This window comes from Streptomyces krungchingensis, assembly GCF_054729265.1.
On the sequence record NZ_JBPUKY010000002.1, the window covers coordinates 998,389 to 1,015,693 of the forward strand.

Below are 17,305 nucleotides of genomic sequence, written 5' to 3' on the forward strand. Positions count from 1 at the left end.
CTCATGCGTCAGGGACGACCGGGCGCATGAGCCCGTCAGCCGGGTTCGGTGCTCAGATGCGGCTCAGTGTGTGGACCAGGTCGGCGGCGATTTGACGGTCGATGGACGCGGGCACGGCCTGTGCCCCGGTCGCGAGTGGTTGGTCGTGGCCGGTGGCGATGGCGGCGAGGCTGCGTGCCTGCAGGGTGAGGCCGAGGTCCATGGCCTGGATCGGATTGCCCTTGGCCGCGGTCAGGTTGATCATCTTCGTGTCCGCGAGGATCACGATCTCGCGGCCGTCGTGCAGCCGGTGCACGGCGCGTTCCTGTCCACTGGGGCCGGAGCTGTGCACTCCGGCCGTGTGCTCGGCGAGCGCGCTCGCGTCCAGTTCCCAGGGCATGTGTCCGACACCGGCGATGATCGTGCCGTGGCGCAAGGCGCCGAGCTCTGCGGCGCCGATGACTCCCGGATGGCCGGTGGCCAGGAAGAGGAGCTGGGTGCGGGGGAGGAGGTCCATGAGGTCGCCGACCTGGTGACCGGCCATCACGGCTTCCAGGGCGCGGTAGGGGTCGGTGTCGGCAACCGCGACGCGGGCGCCGAGTTGAGCCAGGGTGTCCGCGACGCCGCGTCCGCAGGGGCCATAGCCGACGACGGTGGCGTGGGCGCCGGGGATCATGAGGTTGGTGGCGTTCATGAAGCCCTGGACGACGCTCTGGCCGACGCCGAACTCGTTCTCGACGATGAGCTTGAGGCGGCTGTCGTTGATGACGATCACAGGAAAGTCCGGCTGCCTGTCCCAGGAGCGGATGCGCAGGCCGCCGGTGGTGGTCTCCTCCGTGGCGCCTACGAGCCCGGGCAGGGCGCCGCGGGCGAGGACGCCTTCGATCAGGTCGGCACCGTTGTCGAGGATGAGATCGGGCCGCGCGTCGAGGACCTGTGCGATGTTCTTGCGGTGCTGGTCGAGGGTGTCGGTGCGGTGGCCGACGACCTCGATGCCGTAGTCGCGCAGCGCGTCCGCCGTGTCTTCCTGGGTGGTGCCCGGGGAGCCGGTGAGGGTGATCTCGGCGCCCGCCTGGGCGAGGTGGCCGACGAGAACCGCCGTCTTGGGTTCGATGTGCAGGCAGATGCCGATCCGGCGGCCGGCGAATGCCGCCGCGTGGGTCTCCATGGTCTGCGCCAGCATGGGCATGTGGCGGGCGGCCCACTGGATGCCGTCGTGCGGGATCGGGCAGCGGGCAGGGGAAAGCTCAGGCATGACGAGTTCCTTGGGTTGAAGAGACGTACATGGCACGTCAGGTGCCATGGATCCGGAGTCGAAGGCACACGTGTGCCTTGGACGTGGATCTGCTCGTCAGCCGTAGAAGTCGCTGCGGAAGGAGTGGTCACCGAAGATCCACAGGTGATGGCTCCCCTGGCATGCGCTCATCAGGAACCTCCTCCGTGTGATCAGGGCTTCTCGCATACTGCTCCTGCCCGGAAGTTATACGCATAATGTCGGCGAGGCAAGACCGGGATGGCCGCCTGGGCGGGGGCCATGGCGGTGGGTGTCGGCCCGCAGTATCGCGTCGATCAGCGGTGTGGCCTCGTCCACCACCCGCATCCGAGGCCGACCGCTCACGGCCCGCCTCGTCGACGTGACCGGAACCACGGCAAGACAGGTACGTCGTGACCATGGTGCGGTTCAGCCCGGCCTGCCTGGTGATCTCCTGCAGGTCCATCGCGTCCGACTCGTCAGCCGGCGAAACCCCCTCAGCTCAGGCCACTGATCGTCATGCATCCGTTCTGAGCGCCGGTACGCAGTGCGTTGCCGCTTTACCGTTCGGCGGCGGCCGTGGCGTCGCCACCGTCAATCTCGTAGATCCGCCGTTGAAGCCGTTCACCGGCCCAGTCCAGCCCGACGCCCAGGTCGAACCAGTGCCGGTCCTTGCGGGCTTTGGACGGTGAGAGGTTCACCGCCGCCCAGGAGAACACCCCCAGGAGGATGGAACGCCCGTGCTGCGTTGTACGCACGGACAACGCAAACGGCGCGGCGAGTGCCGCGCGGGTGACCAACATGACCTGTTCGTTTTCAGAATGTTGACGTCCACCGGTGAGAAATCGGGGCGTTTCAAGGATCTTGACCCACTCGACCACTGCGTCTGCCACCTGGGCCCGCAAGGACTCTTCGATGCCCTTCCGGACGGCGGCCGCGGGATCGTCGCCGAGCCAGCCGAGCCAGTGATCAGGGTCGGTGAGTTTGCTGAAGTCGTCCAGTGGCACCCCGTGACGGGGATTCTCCTGGTACTCACCCGTCAGTTTGCCACTGCTGTCCACCAACCACGCGCCGCGGATTGCCTCGGGAGGTACGTAGCCGTTCGGGTCGTCGACATACGTCGGGTCGATCTCGGCGACGCTGCCCCCCGGGTTCTCGGCAGCCGCAGCCAGGAGAGCCGGCTCGTTCGGTATGCCCTTACGTCGGCTTCGCGAGCCATAGCGCCCCACGTTTCCACCCCCACCGTTGCGCTCCCAGTTGACCGCGATTGTGCCGTACCGGTCAGGACCGCACGAGCGGGGATGCGCGTGACGGCGACGGACGGGTCGGGAATCTCAACGAACAGGTCCGTCCCACCTCCTGGCAGGGGGTGGGGATCTTCCAGGCCCTGTCGGCACTTCCGTGACGGCCTACGTCCTCATGGCGAGTGCTGATGCTTGTGCCGGCCTGCGCCAGGCCGGAAGCGCAGCCGTCCGCAGCGGTCCTTGCCTTGGTCGGTGGATCCACTGCTCGGCCCCGACTCGCCACTGCGGAACGCCGCCTTGTCTCACCACTCGACGACATCACCGGCACACCAGCTGCGCTGGGTAGCGCATTTGCGCCTTGGGGGACCTACTGTGGCTCTAATCTCGCCCCATGAAACAGCTCAGGATCATCGCCGGGGACGCAACAAGTCCGCAGGCCAAAGGGCCGAAGATGGTCGCCCACGTGTGCAACGACATCGGAGGTTGGGGCAAGGGCTTCGTGCTGGCCGTTTCACGACGGTGGCCCGAGCCGGAGGCCGCATACCGGGCCTGGCACCGGGGGCGCAGTGGGAACGACTTTGGGCTCGGGGCCGTCCAACTGGTGCGCGTGAAGCCTGACATATGGGTGGCCAACATGGTCGGTCAGCGTGGGATACGGACAGGCAGCGGGGGCCCGCCGATACGGTACGACGCCGTGAGGCGCTGCCTGGACGCTCTGGCCGGCCATGCCGTCGAGCTGGGCGCAAGTGTTCACATGCCTCGGATCGGGTGCGGGTTGGCCGGCGGTACATGGGCAAGGATCGAGCCGTTGATCACCACCACGCTGTGCGCGCAGGACGTCGACGTCACCGTCTACGACCGGTAGGCATCCTGGCCGACGGCCATGAAGGCGGGGCGGAGCCGAGGCCCGTCGAGCCGTCTGAATCCTGTCCGCCCCCTCCTTCGCGGCGCTGAAGGTCGCCTCCCACAGCACTCTCCCAACCCCATCGAGACCGGCGTCGAGTCCTACCGTCTGTCTCAGATCAGGGCCAAGCAGCAGCAGACGAAAGGGCAGCCCCGAGGCTGGCGGCCGGTGGAATCTGATCGCTGTCTTCGCGGGGGAGTACGCATCCGTGCGTACCCGGCGGTGTTCCCCGCTGTATGGCCCCGTCATTTACTGATCGGCAGGGGTGGACGCCTCTCGCTGTACGGTCATGAGTCGCTCTCCGGTCCGGTCGCTTGTGTATCTCCGGCGCGTCGTCGGTGCCGATGGGCCGTCAATGCTGTCTCTTTGCGGGGCGTGGACGTGCCGTTGGAACGCATACTGACCATGCTGGCGACGAGTAGCAGAGCGCTCCCGATGTAGAAGGGGGCACGAAGCCCGAAAGAGTCGGCCTCGAGACCCGCGAGAGCAGCGCCGAGCGTGGTGCCGGCGCCGATGACCATCTGGTACGCCATGCCGACGCGCCCCAGTAAGTGAGTCGGCACCATTGCCTGACGGACAGACACTGCTGTCACGTTCCATGTCAGGTTCGCCGCTCCGTACGCGGCGATGCACGCTCCGGCGATGAGGCCCGAGGAGGCCGCGCCGGCTGCGACTGCGGTCCCGGCAGTGGCAGCGGCAGTCAGCCGCAGGACCCACGAGGTTCCGAATCGGGCGCACAGCCGAGGGGTCGCCATCGCCCCCGCTACTCCTCCGATTGCGAAGGAAGCGACCAAGAAGGCGAATCCGATACTGGTCAGGCCCAGGATCTGCCGGGCGTAGAGCACCAGAATGGCGATGAGGCCACCGCCGACGAGGTTGCTGATCCCGGATGCCAGGCAGAGGCGACGCAGCAATGGCTGCTGCCAGAGCCAGCGCACCCCCTGAGTCGTGTCACCGAGCAACGTCCTCCAAGGGTTCGGTGCGGCCTGCGGGTGTGACCGGAGACCTCGGTTCAGTGTCAGAGCCAATGCGGCAGCGATCGCGAAGGAGACGGCGTCAACAGCGAAGGGAAGCGCGGCAGCGATGCCGAAGAGCAGCGCGCCCAGCGGGGTGCCGAGGAGGGTGTCGGTGATGAGAGAACCGGACTGCAGGCGGGCGTTGGCGCGCGTCAGCTCGGGGGAGGCGACCAGCGACGGCACGATGCCTGACCAGGCTCCGTTGTAGAGGGTCTGTCCGAGCCCGAGAAGGAATCCGGTGCCGGTCAGTACAAGGATTGTCATCGTGTGCGTCGCCACCGCGACGGCGAGTGCCCCGACGATCACGGTTCGGGCAGCATCGACAGCCCACAGGATACGGCTACGGTCGAAGCGGTCCGCGATGGCGCCCGAGAGGAGGCCGAACAGCAGGAGGGGCAGTTGCTCGGCCACGTACACGAAGGCGACCTGGCGAGGGTCGGAGGTGAGCTGAGCCGCGAGGAGCGGCAGAGCGACGAAGCGCATTCCGTCGCCGAGGCTGGAGACCGTGACCGAGGCCCAGATGCGCTGGAAGTCCGGCCCGAGCTTCGATCGGGAGGTGCCCCTGGGTAAGAACATGAACTAGACTCTGGTTCGGATTTTGGGGCCATGTCAAGGAGTTCGATGGCTGAGCAGGTGAACAAACCGCAGCAGCAACGCAGTCGGGAGAAGGTCGCCCGCATCCTGGAGGTGACGGCTTCCCTGTTGGAGACGACCTCCTACGACGATCTGGGAACGAAGTTGATTGCTGCCGAGGCGGGGGTCTCGGTCGGCGTGCTGTACCGGTACTTCGCTGACAAGGAAGCGATCGTCGCCTCACTGGTGCGCAGTTGGCTGCGGCTGGATGTTCAGATCGCGGAGCGGGTCACCTCCGAGCCTCTGCCTGAACGCTCGCAGGACCTGCTGGAGAAGCTGGTTGCCGCGTACGCCGAGCGCTTCCGCGAGGAGCCCGGCTACCGCCGGATCTGGTACCACGGGCCGCGCATCGCGTCGCTGCGAGCCGACACCCAGCAGTCCGACGAGGAGATCGCCGACCGGGTGCACGCGGCGCTCGTCCGCGGGTACGCGTTGCCGGACACTGACGAGTCGCGACGTCGGGGCCGACTGGCTGTCGAGGTCGGAAGCAACCTGCTTGATCTCGCCTTCCGCGATGACCCCATGGGGGACTCGGAAATCCTTGCCGAAGCAGCACTCATGATGGACCGATACCTCTTCGCGCCACCGACCAGCTCGCGTTGAGGTCAGCCACTGAAACTACGACCTCCGCATGATGTCCTCTGCTGCCCGTGCACATCCTGGTCAACTCATCAGCGCACGGGGCGAGTACGGGGTGCGCTGTCTCGCCGAGGCCGACATTGCGCGTGAGCTTGGGACGTCGACGCCCCCGGTTCTGGGCGGAGTGCCCTTCGCCTGTTGCGCAGGTCGATGGACTCGCCGCAAGATTCGACATCGCCCACCGCCCCGCACCCGGGCTGTCCGGCCACCAGCCGGCGACGACCGCCGACACTACCCCGGCAAGATCACCGACGGAGTCACGGCACTGAACTCAGGGGCCGGAGACGGCGACTTGGCCCGGGCGGCGCAGTGGAAGCTGGGCGGTGACCCAAGTCTCACCGTGTTCGGTGCGAGAGGTGAGCACCCCTTCCAGCGTGGTGATCCGATCCGCCACGTCGGCGAGGTCCGGCATTCCGCCTGCCACCGTCAAGTGTGTGATCAGCTGCCCGTCGCAGGCACTGATGCGGACCGTTGTTGGCCTGTTCGCGCTCATCCGAGCCACCATCAGGTACACCGTGGATTCCAGGACATCGGGGAAGCGCACGCGGGGGACGGCCTCGACGCGCAGGTCTCGGGTTTGGCCCAGTGCTTCGACGGCGACGGCAAGTCCGGCCTCCTTCAGCAACACGGGGTGGAGTCCCCGCGCCAGCCGTCTGAGCTCGGCGATGGCCCGTTCGAGCTCCTGCTCGGCCAGGTCCAGCCGGCGTGGCACCTTCGTCGATCGAAGGCGGAGCAGCCGCAGCCCCAGGGCCAGGCCCACCAGGCGCTGCTGAGCGCCGTCGTGCAGGTCGCGCTCCAGGCGGCGCCTTTCCTCGTCGCCGGCGGTGACGATGCGGGCGCCCGAGGCGCGCAGGGCGGCGAGCTGGGCGAGAGATTCAGCGTGGAGACGGCCGTGCTCCAGGGTCATGTGGGTGCCGGACATGAGCTCGTCCGTCGCACCCGGGCCGTCCAGCAGGCCTTGACGGTGAATCAGGGTGGCGATGTGGGTGTCGCCGCGGTGCAGAGGGGTGGCGGTTCTGCCGTGCGGCGGAGGCAGGGCGACCGGGTTGGCCGCCGCGTCGACGTGATCGTTGCCGGCCCCGACCGGATAGGCGATCTGCAGGTCCGGGTCTGCGAGGCGTTCGGCGATCGCGTCGCGCAATCCGCTCGGCGTGGCGGTGTCACCGAGGTTGATCACCATTCGGGTCAGCTCGCGGTGCCTCAGCCGGGCGCGGACCACTTCCGCGGCCAACCCGGCCGCCAGCAGGATCAGTGCCCCGGCCTGCGTCTGCCACAGTCGGCCGTCAAGGCCGTCGGAGCCGAGGAAGCCGCGGTCGAGGCTGTGGAGGTAGAAGATGGCCACGGCCGTGAAGTAGCCGAGGGCGCACAGCGTCGGCAGGCCGGTGGACCGGCGTGCGGCCGCACCGGAGGTGAGCAGCCGGCAGACGAGGAAGACGATGAGCGCCAGGAGCCAGGCCGTGCCCGCCTGCACGCCCCAGGACGCGATGCTCTGTGCGCGAGTCGGGACGTCGGCCACGGCCCACCAGTTCCGTGGGCACGGTGAGCAGCCTTGGGATTGAGGACGGAAGTACGCGGCCGCGCCCACACCCTGTACGCCCACGGCGATCGCGTAGCCTGCCGCCGCGAGCGTGCGTGCGGGCCATGACCCGAGGCGGCCGCCGGGGTAGGCCAGTACCGCGTGCGCCACCGCTGCCGGGCATGCCGCGTCGAGGACGAGACCGAGGGAGAACACGACGGACGAGGACATGCCCGGGTTGTCCCACTCCGACAGAAACCAGGCGTAGGACGCGACAAACAGCAGCACTCCCGTCCGTCTGTCGGAAAGCCGCCTGTTGAGAGCCAGAGCAGACATCAGCAGCGCCCAGCCGGCACCCAGCAGGGCGGTCAGGCCGTGCGGTGTCGTGAGGGCCGTGGAGAAGCCCCGCTCCGCCCGCGCAATGTCCACGGTGACCACGCTGAAAGCGGCCCCCAGCCCGAACAGCAGCAGGCGTATCGGCATCAGGCATGCCTCCGGCAGACGACTCGCTCCGTTGCGCTGTGGGCACGATGGTCCCGGGACGGGCCTTGTTTCGACAGAGGGCTGTCCCTGATTCTGGCGGTGGCCTTTCGCAGGGACAGCCCCGATGTCCCGCCCTGGGGGCGTCCCTAGCGTCAGGGGCATCGATGGGAGGTGCCCCGTGAAACGGCGGAAACAAGGAACGTGGCTGGCTGCGGCGGCAGTTGGGGGAGCAGTGCTGATCGCGGCGGGGTGCTCGGCCCCGTCGACGGACCGGGCAGGGGGACACGCCGGTGCCAAGGCCACCGTGCTCACCCTCGCCAACCCCGGCGGAGCCGTGGAGCCGCCCCAGTTGGTGGCCTGGGCCAAGCGGGTCGAGCGGCTGTCCAAGGGGACGATCAGGATCAAGTTCCGGGACGAGTGGCGCGAAGGAGAGGCCCGGCCGGACGTCGCGACACTCGGCGACATCCGCGAAGGCAAGGCCGACATGGCCTGGGTGGGCGCCCGCTCGTTCGACCGGCTCGGCATCACGGACTTCCAGGCACTGCTGGCGCCCATGCTGGTGGACAGCTACGAGCTGGAGGCGAAGGTGTTCGAAGCCGGCATTCCGGCGAAGATGCTCCGGGGAGTTCGAAAGGCCGGTGTGGTCGGCATCGGTGTCCTGCCTGGACCCATGGCGCGTCTGGTGGGTACCCGCACGCCCCTCGTGAATCCGGACGCACTCAAGGGCGAGAAGATCGTCAGTCAGGATTCGGCCCTGATGGACGCAAGCCTGCGGGCCCTGGGCGCGACTGCCGTCACGGCGCCCGCTGGCACCGACCTCACGTCCTACGGCGGCGTTCAGATGCAACTCGGCGCGGTCCTCGGCCGGCATCATGACCGCGATGCCAAGTACGTCACCGGCAACGTCGCCCTGTGGCCGCGCGCCCTCGTGGTCGTCATGGGCCAGACCGCCCACGACAAACTCTCCCGGCAGCAGCGGGCCGTCCTCGCCGAAGCGATCGAGCAGACGCTCACGCAGGGCGTCGACGTCTCCCGGAGCGAGGACCGGGAGACTGCGCCCACCCTGTGCAGGCTCGGGATGAAGTTCCCCGCGGCCTCCACCGCTGATCTCCAAGCCATGGAGGCGGCCCTGAAGCCGGTCTATGCCGGGCTGCGCAAGAACACACGTACGGCGGACTGGCTCGAGCAGATCCAGTACCTCAAGGAGACCACCGGCGTGGGCCCTGACACCGCCTCATGCTCCGGCAGGTCCACCACGGCCGGCCCGCTCGAGGGGACGTGGACGCGCACGATGGCCGACACGGACTGGCGGCACTGGCCGGGGGACGAGACCTGGACCGAACGTCCGCCGAACGGTACGTGGACCCTGTCCTTCGACAACGGCATCCTCACCAAGACCGACCCGGACGGCGAGACCGAGCGGTGGCCCTACCAGGCGTTCCGCGACCGCATCCATCTCGACGGACTGTTCACGTTCAACGCCACCTTCCGCCTCAGCGGCGACCGGCTCACCTTCGACACCTTCGACTTCGGCGACTGCACGGACTGCGGAGGGTATGCCGTGACCTTCGGCGGCACCAAGCAGCCTTGGGCCAGGACGACGGTGACCCCTTGAACAGGTCCCGCGGCGGCGCTGCGGCGCATCGGGGGCAGCCCTGATGTGCCGCCGTCCGCCGCACGGTCACCATGAGACGGTCGCCCCGACCCTTTTGATCGTGGACGATCACGCAGGCTTCCGGGCCTTCGCCAGGGCACTGTTGGAGGCGGAAGGCTTCGACGTGGTCGGGGAGGCCGCGGACGGCGCGTCGGCCGTATCCGCGGCCGAGCGGCTGAACCCCCAGATCGTGCTGCTGGACATCGTGCTGCCCGACATCGACGGGTTCGCCGTCTGCGCGCGCCTGACCGAGGGTGGGCGGGACCGGCCCGCGGTCATCCTCACGTCCAGCCGCGACGCCACGGTGTATGCGGGGCGGCTCGACCGCAGTGCGGCCCGCGGATTCCTCCCCAAGGACGAGCTGTCGCGCACCGCGCTGCTGGCGCTGGCGGGGTGAACAGGGCATGCCGGACGGGATGTTGTTCCTGGCCGATACCGCGGTCGGTGCGGTGCTCCTCGGAGCGGGTGCGCTGGCCTGGGCGGGCAGGCGAGGCAGCCGCGTCGGTCCGCTCATGGCGATGGCCGGGGCATGCTGGTTTCTGGGCAGCGCGTTTCCCGGCCTGGTCTTCCTCCACCGGGGCCCGCTGATCCAGCTGCATCTGTCCTATCCGATCGGGCGGCTGCACCGGTGGCCCGCCAGGGGCGTGGCCCTAGCCGGCTACGGGGCGGCCCTCTACGAGGGCTTCGTCCCCGCGCCTTGGCTGACCGTGGGACTGTCGGCTCTCGTTGTCGCGGCCGCTCTCGACGTCTTCGCTCGGACATCGGGCCCCGCCAGAAGGGCGGGGCGCTCCGCGCTGGCCGCAGCGCTGGTCTTTGCCGCCGCTCTGGCCCTGGGCAGCGCCAACGTACTGCTGGAGTGGGGCGCGGACCGCGCGGTCCTGCTGGTCTACGACACTGCGGTCTGCCTGGTGGTGATCTGGCTGACGGTGGATCTGCGGTACGGGCGCTGGACCGAGGCCACGGTCGCCGAACTGGTCACGCAGCTCGGCCGCCGCACGGACATCGAGGGGCTCCAAGGCCAACTGGCAAGGGCGTTGGGCGATCCCGGCCTGATCCTGGGCTACCGGGTGCCCGGCCGGCAGGCGTACTGCGACGAAACCGGTCGGCCGCTCGACATCGCCCAGGGTGCCGCAGGGCGAGTGACGACGGTGGTCGAGGACGGTGGTGAGCCCATTGCGGTACTCATCCACGAGCCCGCGGTACTGTCCGACCCGCAGCTGCTTCACGGAGCCATCGCGGCGCTGCGCCTGACCGTCGCCAACGCGCGAATGAGAGCGGAAGTCCGAGCCCGCATGGCCGAGCTCGCCACAGCGCGCCGCCGCATCGTGGAGGCGGCGGACGCCCAGCGGCGGGCGCTGGAAGCGGAATTGACCACAGGAGCGCAAACCCATCTGGCCCAGGCACTGCGACATCTGCGCGCCCTTGAAGCGGAGACGGACGAGGAAGGCCGCGCCGTGCTGCCGCAGGTGCTGGCCGAGGTGGTCGCCGCCCAGCGCGAACTCGCCCAGTTCGCGCAGGGCGTCAGGCCGCCCAGCCTCACCGCCGGCGGCCTCGGCGCCGCACTGCCACTGCTCGCGGACCGGGCGGGACTGGCGGTCTCGGTGTCGGTCGACGTCGGCCGACTGCCGCCTCCGATCGAAGCGGCCACGTACTTCGTGTGCGCCGAGGCGCTGACGAACGTCGCCAAGCACGCGGCCGCCACGAGGGCGACCATGGAGGTCGTCGCTGAGGCGGGAACCGTCGTGGTGCGCGTGAGCGACGACGGCCGAGGCGGCGCCGACAGCAACGGCTCGGGGCTGCGAGGGATCGCCGACCGGGTCGAGGCCTTGGGCGGCAGCATCACTGTCGGGGATGGAGCCGCGGGCGGGACACTGCTCACAGCCAGGATCCCGGCCGAGGGAGCAGCATCGAATGAAGATCACGAACGGGGGACATCCGATGAAGATCGTGATCGCCGACGACTCGATGCTGATCCGCGACGGCCTGGCACGCCTGCTCGCGGAGGCCGGCTGCGAGGTGGTGGGGACCGCCGACAACACCACCACCCTGATGCGCGCGCTTGACTCCGCGGAGCCCGACGCCGTGATCGTGGACATCAAGATGCCGCCGACGTACACGGACGAGGGCCTGGTCGCGGCCCGCACACTGCGATCCCTGGACCCCACCATGGGCGTACTCGTCCTGTCGCAGTATCTCGAGACGCACTACGCCATGCGTCTGATCAGCGACGCGCCCGAACATCTGGGGTATCTCCTGAAGGAACGCGTATCGGACATCGCCCTCCTCGTCGACGCGTTGCGCCGCGTCGTCGAGGGCGAGTGCGTCATCGACCCCACGATCGTGACCACCCTCATGCGGCGGCCGCGCGATCCCGGCGCCCTCTCGGGCCTCACCGCCAGGGAATTCGAGGTCCTGGCACTCATGGCCGAGGGGCGCTCGAACGTGGCCATCGCCGGAACGCTGTCCATGAGTCCCAAGACGCTGGAGGCCCATGTCCGGCAGATCCTGCAGAAACTGAACCTGCATCAGTCGCCGGACGACCACCGACGTGTGCTCGCCGTCCTGAAGTACCTTCAGGCCGCACGCTGAGCCCTGTCCCGCCACCGTGCGGGCAACGCGTTGGCGAGGACACCGGGCCATCGCGGTGCCGGCGCGGCGGCAGTCGGTCGCCACGAGCTGAGCCCCCGGTCATCAACGCTGTCCCCGCAACTACCAGCCCTTCTCGGACTCGCCGCAGCGCTCTGCTGCCACAAGCGACTCCTCAAACTGACCACGCAGGACACGGCCTTGACCGCAGCCCTTCAGGCGCGGGTGTCATTGCTTCGCGTGCCGTCCGGCCACGGTCGGCGGCGCGGTCGGAACAGGCCGTGCACGCGAGGAGCTTCAGCCCCGACAGCGGCCGCGCTCACCACGGGACTGCCGCACTATTTCCCGCGCGGAACGCAGTTGCTGCCCACGATCGCGGTCGTCATCGAATGCATCGATGGATTCACTTGGTATCCATCGTTTGTATGGATGTCTGTGCAGTGCCACGGTAGGGACATGAGCCTGAAGACGCGCCCCGAAATCCTGCGCTACTCCGCCTTCACCACCGACCCCGCCGGTGGCAACCCGGCCGGCGTCGTGCTCGACGCGGCAGCACTGGACGATGCCGCCATGCTCGCGACCGCCGCCGAAGTCGGCTACTCGGAGACCGCGTTCGTCACCGCTGGGGACCATGCGGCGCGCCGGTTCCGGCTGCGCTACTTCAGCCCGCTCGCCGAGGTCGCCTTCTGCGGCCACGCAACCGTTGCCACCGCGGTGGCCCTGGCGGAGCGGATCGGCCCCGGCGCGCTCGTCTTCGACACACCGGTGGGTGAGATCACCCTGGACACCTCTGCACAGCCTGGAGGCTCCGTGACGGCGACGCTCACCAGCGTCCCCACGCGCTCCCGACCGGCGAGCGACGAGGAGGTGAAAGTCTCCCTTGCGGCCCTGCACTGGTCCCCGGAAGACCTTGACCCGGCACTCCCGCCGCACGTTGCTTTCGCCGGAAACGAGCACCTGGTGCTGGCCGTGGCCACCCGCGAGCGTCTCGCGGCCCTCGACTACGACTTCGAAGATCTGGCCGAGGTGATGCACCGTCACGGCTGGACCACGCTCCAGCTGGTTTGGCGTGAGACCCAGGAGCTCTTCCACGCCCGCGACCCGTTCCCGATCGGCGGTGTCGTCGAGGATCCGGCCACCGGCGCAGCGGCCGCCGCCTTCGGCGGCTACCTGCGCGCCCTCGGCGCCCTCCCACCCTCCGGTGCCTTCACCATCCACCAGGGGGAGGATCTCGGTCGGCCCAGCCTGCTCCGGGTCGAGGCATCCACCACGGACCCACGCGTGCGGGTGAGCGGGCACGCGGTGGCGATCGTGGGTGCCGGCGAGAGCACCGGGGAGGAAGAAGCCTGAGCGAGCCGGGGGACAGGGACAGACACCGTCGAATGCCGGTTCTGCAGGAACGGACACCGACCGGAGTGCGCTTGCGGGACGGCGAAGGGGCGAGGCTCGCCTCCCGACGGTGTCGGGGTGACGGCTACGGGACGCCGGCCGGCTCACCGTGACGAGCGGTGGTCTGGGCTCAGGGCTCGGGTAGGCGCCCGGCCTGCCCCCACCACGGTGCTCCAAGGCTGCGCAAGCCCTCCGACTTCTCCACCATGTGCTTTCCGTGGCGGAAACTGGCGGAGGTCACAACTGGCAAGTGAGCTGGGCTGGTTCGGATAGGACCAGCTCGCGGCTCTCGGCCTGATCCTCAACGCCGTGGTCCTGTGAAACACCCACTGTCTGGACGCCGCCGTAGCCCGGCTTCGCGCCGAGGGCCACGACATCAAAGACGATGACGTCACCCGTCTGGCCCCGCTCAAGGACCGGCACCATCAACATCCTGGGCCGCTGCCTGTTCAACATCGAAGCCGGGGGTGCCGGCCAGAGCTGCGCCCTTCCGGGACCCGGACGCCGCCGAGGACGGCGAGGACTGACGGCCGGCACAACCGACCGCCCTGGCCACTCGTCGCGCCCCGCGGGGGCATGGCACCCGACGTGTTGTGACGCCTTCGCGGCAGGCGTCACAACAAGTCGGGTGCACCTTCCTGGGCGAGATCCTTGGATGCCGATTGATGTGGACCGCCGGCCGGGGCGGCGGCACGCAGCGCCGCTTCGACCCGGCGGTTGCTGGTCATGGATGCGGTGACGGCCGTCATCGCCAGGAGGAGGACGGCGGCGGCGTAGAGCGGGGTGCGGATGTCGTAGGCGGTGGCAAGCCAGCCGCCGAGGAAGGCCCCGACGGGGGCGGCGCACATGGCCAGCATGCGGGAGGTGGAGGCGACCCGGCCCATCAGGTGGGCAGGGACGATCGCTTGCCGGAGCGAGGGCGCGAGCACCATGGTGGCGCCCATGCCGGCGCCGCAGACGGCGAGCGCCAGGCCGGCCACGTACGGGTTCGGGGCGGCGGCAAGCCCGAGGATGGCGAGGCCCTCGACCGTGGCCGTGAAGGTCAGTGCGGCGCCGGTGCCGAGTCGTCGGCCGAGGCAGGAGGCGATGCCGGCGCCGAGCAGACCGCCGGTGGCCTCCGCCGTGAGGAGCAGGCCGAAACCGTAGGTGTCGATACCGAGGCGGTCGTGCGCGAAGAGGGCGAGCACGGTCTCCACAGCGAGGAAGGCGACGTTCCCGACCGCCGGGCGAAGCGCCAGCCCGAGCAGCACCCGGTCCCGGAAGACGTACGAGGCCCCGGCCCGCGCCTGCCGAAGCAGCGACTCGCGGACCTCCGGCACGGGCCTGGGCATGGCGGGCAGCGTACGTACGAGCAGTGCGGAGAGCGCGAACGACACCGCGTCGGCGAGCAGCGGAACCGCCCGCCCGAGCGCGAGCAGGGCACTGCCCGCAGGCGGTCCCGCGAAGCCGGACATGGCGGTCTGGGCTCCACGCAAGCGGGAGTTGGCGCGCTCCAAGAGTGCGGGGTCGCGGCCGAGCAGATCCGGCAGATAGGCCGTGGCGGCCGTATCGAAGAAGAGTCCGCCCAGGCCGAGCAGGAAGGCGACGGCCGCAAGCAGCGGAATGCTCAGCACGTCGAGCATGGCCGCCGCCGCGGGTATCGCGAGCAGCACCGCACGTGCCGTGTCCGCGACCCACATCGTGTGCCGACGGTCCCAGCGGTCCACCAGCGCACCGCCGAGCACCCCGAAGAGCAGCCACGGCAGCGTCCCCGCGGCCGTGACGACGGCGAGCGCCATCGGGTCCCGCGTCAACGTCAACGCGAGCAGCGGAAGCGCGGCATGCGTCACCCCGTCGCCGAGCGAGGAGATCGTCTGCGCGGTCCACAACCGTCCGAATCCGGTCGGCAACTTCCTGACGTCTGAGGTCACTTGGTGCCCCCCTCGGCCTGCTCGCGCGGTGCCGGATGGAACAGTGCGAAGACGAGTGACACGTCCGGCAGCGACGGATCTGACAGCTCCCGGTACTCGTCCGCCAGAGCCTGCAACCGCGCCCCCAGCTCTGCGAACTGCTCCTCGGTGAGCCGCAGATGAGCCATCCGAACGTGCCGTGCGCCATCCGCCGGCGACGCCTCCAGATCCGCCACCGCATGGCGCATCAGCACATCCGGCCCTCCCTCGCCCGGATCCGGCAGCACGATCGCCCGCGCGGCCATCGCGTAGTACCGCTCGGTGACCCCCCGCACCTTCCGCGTCCGTACCACCTTCACCAGGCCGGCCCGCTCCAGCAGCCGCACGTGATAGCTGGAACTCCCCTTCGCCAGGCCAACCCGCTCGGCGATCTGCGTAATCGTGGCCGGCTCGAAGCGGAGCACGGCCATGATCCGGTGACGCGTGAGGTTGGAGACGGCGCGCAGCTGCTCGTCAGTAGTGACGTGGAACGTCTCGGGAAGATCGTCGGTAGGCATGCGAGCAATGGTCAACGATTCTTGACCATTGTGCAAGGGGTTTTGAGTCCTGCGCCATCGATAGCCCAGATACTGCTGAGTTGATTCGTTTGGGCCACCGCCCGGGCCCGCCGGTCTCGGCGATGACCCCGGCGGGCACGAACCCCACCCTGTGTGTGCTCGGGGAATCGGCCGCGCAACTCGTCGCGTGGTGGCGAGCGGCAGAGCAACCAGGGCAGCAGCAACGACCGCAATCTTCGAGAACGTGATCTCTTTCCAGCGGCCGAGGACCGCAGTCTGCCCGAAGCCTCGCCAATCACGACCCCGGTGAGGGAGAGGTCGTACCGCGTCCGGCAAGACATCGCCAGGCCGGCCACCCTTGTCCCTGCTCAAGTGGTAGCAGCTACTGCCTGTTCGGCAGGTCCTCATCAGGCCTTTGCCGGGGGGCCCGGTGTGGCATCAGCTCACAAACGCATAGTCAGCTCGAGGGTGTCGGCACTGGCTCCTCCTCCGCAGCTCGGTGAACCGGCGACGAAATAGGCGCGGCCGTCCAGTTCGACGGCGCCGAACCCGTGGCGATTGCCCGGCAGTGTCGTGATCGCCCTCCAGCGGTCGGTGCGGGGGTTGTAGACCGTGACGTCGTCAAAGGTGTCGGTGCTGCTGCCAGGCCTGCATTCGCCGCCCGCGTACACGATGCCTCCGTTCACGACGACCGCGGCTCCGGCAGAGCGGGCGACGGGCAGGGGCGCAGCCTGTGTCCACTGCCGACGGTGAATGTCATACACGTCGTGGCGGGTGAGGTTGTCGCCCACGTCCTCCACGCGGCCGCCGACGACATGGACGCGGTCACCGAGAACCGCGACGCCGGCATGATCCCGGCTATCGGCCGGCAAGGGCTGGGCTGCGACGTAGGTGTTGCGCCGGGGGTCGAAGACGTGATGGGTGCGCACGGTGCCGAACCCCAGCGAGACGGGCGAGCCCTCCGGGGTGACGATGCGATGTGAGTCCCGCCCTCCGAGCAGATGCAGCCGCCCGCCGACGGCTGCCACCCCGATCGATCCGAGCGCCACCGGCATGTCCGGCAGGCGGTCCCAGCGGTCCTCGCCCGGGTCGTAGACATAGGCGTCCGGCTGCGGGTTCATGTGCACCGCGCCGGTGAACCCGCCGAACGCGTACAGCCGTCCGCCGAGCGCAGCCACTGCGACATGCGTGAGTGGCCTGGGCAAAGGGGCACGGCTCGACCACTGATCCCGTCGGGGGTCGTAGCTGTGCACCGCTGTCGACGCCCACACCGGGGCCGCGTCGCCGTGCTGCACAGTGCCGCCCACGACGTACATGCGCCCCCCGAGCGCGGCCACCCCGACCTCAGCCCGCTTGACCGGGAGGGAAGCCCGCGCGCGCCACACCCCCCGGGGCGTGGACTGTGCCGCCCGTGTCCGCGGCTGCGCGGCAGCCGACCACGGCATCGCGGATGCACCCATCACCGCAACCCCGCCGGACACCAGGGATTTGACGACACTGCGCCGCCGCTTGTCGAACTCCATGACCACACATCCTTCGTACGTGAAAGCGCCGAGTGCGGCGC

The 17,305-nt window shown here is 69.2% G+C and carries 14 protein-coding genes; 7 read left to right on the forward strand and 7 right to left on the reverse strand.

The genetic code is table 11. The features are described from left to right. Window positions 1-52: 52 nt before the first annotated feature. Window positions 53-1,234, reverse strand: a complete 1,182-nt coding sequence (locus ACSYGO_RS45190) for an adenosylhomocysteinase (protein WP_460390314.1) — start codon at window positions 1,232-1,234, stop codon at window positions 53-55. Between the two features lie 557 nt (window positions 1,235-1,791). Continuing rightward, window positions 1,792-2,460 (reverse strand): hypothetical protein, encoded by a 669-nt coding sequence (locus tag ACSYGO_RS45195; protein ID WP_426678966.1) that lies wholly within the window; start codon window positions 2,458-2,460, stop codon window positions 1,792-1,794. Between the two features lie 406 nt (window positions 2,461-2,866). Here ACSYGO_RS45195 and ACSYGO_RS45200 point away from each other — a divergent pair, with 406 nt between their 5' ends. Beyond that, window positions 2,867-3,340, forward strand: a complete 474-nt coding sequence (locus ACSYGO_RS45200) for a macro domain-containing protein (RefSeq protein WP_426678965.1) — start codon at window positions 2,867-2,869, stop codon at window positions 3,338-3,340. A 326-nt stretch (window positions 3,341-3,666) separates the two neighbouring features. Here ACSYGO_RS45200 and ACSYGO_RS45205 read toward each other — a convergent pair whose 3' ends face one another. After that, entirely contained in the window at window positions 3,667-4,971 is a 1,305-nt protein-coding gene (locus tag ACSYGO_RS45205) for an MFS transporter (RefSeq protein WP_460390315.1), read from the reverse strand. 45 nt (window positions 4,972-5,016) lie between these two features. Between ACSYGO_RS45205 and ACSYGO_RS45210 the strand changes: the two genes are divergently transcribed. Further along, window positions 5,017-5,631, forward strand: coding sequence for a TetR/AcrR family transcriptional regulator (locus ACSYGO_RS45210; protein ID WP_426678963.1), 615 nt, complete (start codon window positions 5,017-5,019; stop codon window positions 5,629-5,631). Between the two features lie 307 nt (window positions 5,632-5,938). Here ACSYGO_RS45210 and ACSYGO_RS45215 read toward each other — a convergent pair whose 3' ends face one another. Next, complete coding sequence (locus ACSYGO_RS45215) at window positions 5,939-7,666, reverse strand: sensor histidine kinase (RefSeq protein WP_460390316.1); 1,728 nt, start codon at window positions 7,664-7,666, stop codon at window positions 5,939-5,941. A gap of 232 nt (window positions 7,667-7,898) precedes the next feature. On the opposite strand from ACSYGO_RS45215, the gene ACSYGO_RS45220 reads away from it, so the two are divergent. From ACSYGO_RS45220 to ACSYGO_RS45240, 5 genes are all read left to right on the forward strand, one after another. Further along, window positions 7,899-9,281 (forward strand): TRAP transporter substrate-binding protein, encoded by a 1,383-nt coding sequence (locus ACSYGO_RS45220; RefSeq protein WP_460390317.1) that lies wholly within the window; start codon window positions 7,899-7,901, stop codon window positions 9,279-9,281. Window positions 9,282-9,381: 100 nt separating this feature from the next. Then, a complete protein-coding gene (locus ACSYGO_RS45225; protein WP_426678959.1) occupies window positions 9,382-9,717 on the forward strand; it encodes a response regulator in 336 nt (111 codons plus the stop codon). Window positions 9,718-9,724: 7 nt separating this feature from the next. After that, window positions 9,725-11,383, forward strand: coding sequence for a sensor histidine kinase (locus ACSYGO_RS45230; protein ID WP_460390318.1), 1,659 nt, complete (start codon window positions 9,725-9,727; stop codon window positions 11,381-11,383). Then, window positions 11,268-11,909 (forward strand): response regulator, encoded by a 642-nt coding sequence (locus tag ACSYGO_RS45235; protein ID WP_432173143.1) that lies wholly within the window; start codon window positions 11,268-11,270, stop codon window positions 11,907-11,909. Before ACSYGO_RS45230 ends, ACSYGO_RS45235 begins: the two co-directional genes overlap by 116 nt. 453 nt (window positions 11,910-12,362) lie before the next feature. Further along, window positions 12,363-13,256 (forward strand): PhzF family phenazine biosynthesis isomerase, encoded by an 894-nt coding sequence (locus ACSYGO_RS45240; protein ID WP_460390319.1) that lies wholly within the window; start codon window positions 12,363-12,365, stop codon window positions 13,254-13,256. Between the two features lie 653 nt (window positions 13,257-13,909). Here the strand turns inward: ACSYGO_RS45240 and ACSYGO_RS45245 are convergent. The 3 genes from ACSYGO_RS45245 to ACSYGO_RS45255 all read right to left on the reverse strand — a co-directional run bounded on the left by ACSYGO_RS45245 (window position 13,910) and on the right by ACSYGO_RS45255 (window position 17,264). Further along, window positions 13,910-15,205 carry an MFS transporter gene (locus tag ACSYGO_RS45245; RefSeq protein WP_460390320.1) on the reverse strand — a complete coding sequence of 432 codons (1,296 nt, stop codon included), beginning with the start codon at window positions 15,203-15,205 and terminating at the stop codon, window positions 13,910-13,912. Continuing rightward, the gene (locus ACSYGO_RS45250; protein ID WP_460390321.1) at window positions 15,202-15,741 is read right to left on the reverse strand and encodes an ArsR/SmtB family transcription factor; all 540 of its coding nucleotides are present in this window, start codon (window positions 15,739-15,741) and stop codon (window positions 15,202-15,204) included. Before ACSYGO_RS45250 ends, ACSYGO_RS45245 begins: the two co-directional genes overlap by 4 nt. Window positions 15,742-16,184: 443 nt before the next feature. Beyond that, window positions 16,185-17,264 carry a Kelch repeat-containing protein gene (locus ACSYGO_RS45255; RefSeq protein ID WP_460390322.1) on the reverse strand — a complete coding sequence of 360 codons (1,080 nt, stop codon included), beginning with the start codon at window positions 17,262-17,264 and terminating at the stop codon, window positions 16,185-16,187. Window positions 17,265-17,305 lie beyond the last annotated feature (41 nt).

Bases quoted from the DNA above. Each gene is read 5' to 3' on its own strand.
- ACSYGO_RS45190 (WP_460390314.1), bottom strand. From the start codon at position 1,234: ATGCCTGAGCTTTCCCCTGCCCGCTGCCCGATCCCGCACGACGGCATC.
- ACSYGO_RS45200 (WP_426678965.1), top strand. From the start codon at position 2,867: ATGAAACAGCTCAGGATCATCGCCGGGGACGCAACAAGTCCGCAGGCC.
- ACSYGO_RS45205 (WP_460390315.1), bottom strand. From the start codon at position 4,971: ATGTTCTTACCCAGGGGCACCTCCCGATCGAAGCTCGGGCCGGACTTC.
- ACSYGO_RS45210 (WP_426678963.1), top strand. From the start codon at position 5,017: ATGGCTGAGCAGGTGAACAAACCGCAGCAGCAACGCAGTCGGGAGAAG.
- ACSYGO_RS45215 (WP_460390316.1), bottom strand. From the start codon at position 7,666: ATGCCGATACGCCTGCTGCTGTTCGGGCTGGGGGCCGCTTTCAGCGTG.
- ACSYGO_RS45230 (WP_460390318.1), top strand. From the start codon at position 9,725: ATGCCGGACGGGATGTTGTTCCTGGCCGATACCGCGGTCGGTGCGGTG.
- ACSYGO_RS45240 (WP_460390319.1), top strand. From the start codon at position 12,363: ATGAGCCTGAAGACGCGCCCCGAAATCCTGCGCTACTCCGCCTTCACC.
- ACSYGO_RS45250 (WP_460390321.1), bottom strand. From the start codon at position 15,741: ATGCCTACCGACGATCTTCCCGAGACGTTCCACGTCACTACTGACGAG.
- ACSYGO_RS45255 (WP_460390322.1), bottom strand. From the start codon at position 17,264: ATGGAGTTCGACAAGCGGCGGCGCAGTGTCGTCAAATCCCTGGTGTCC.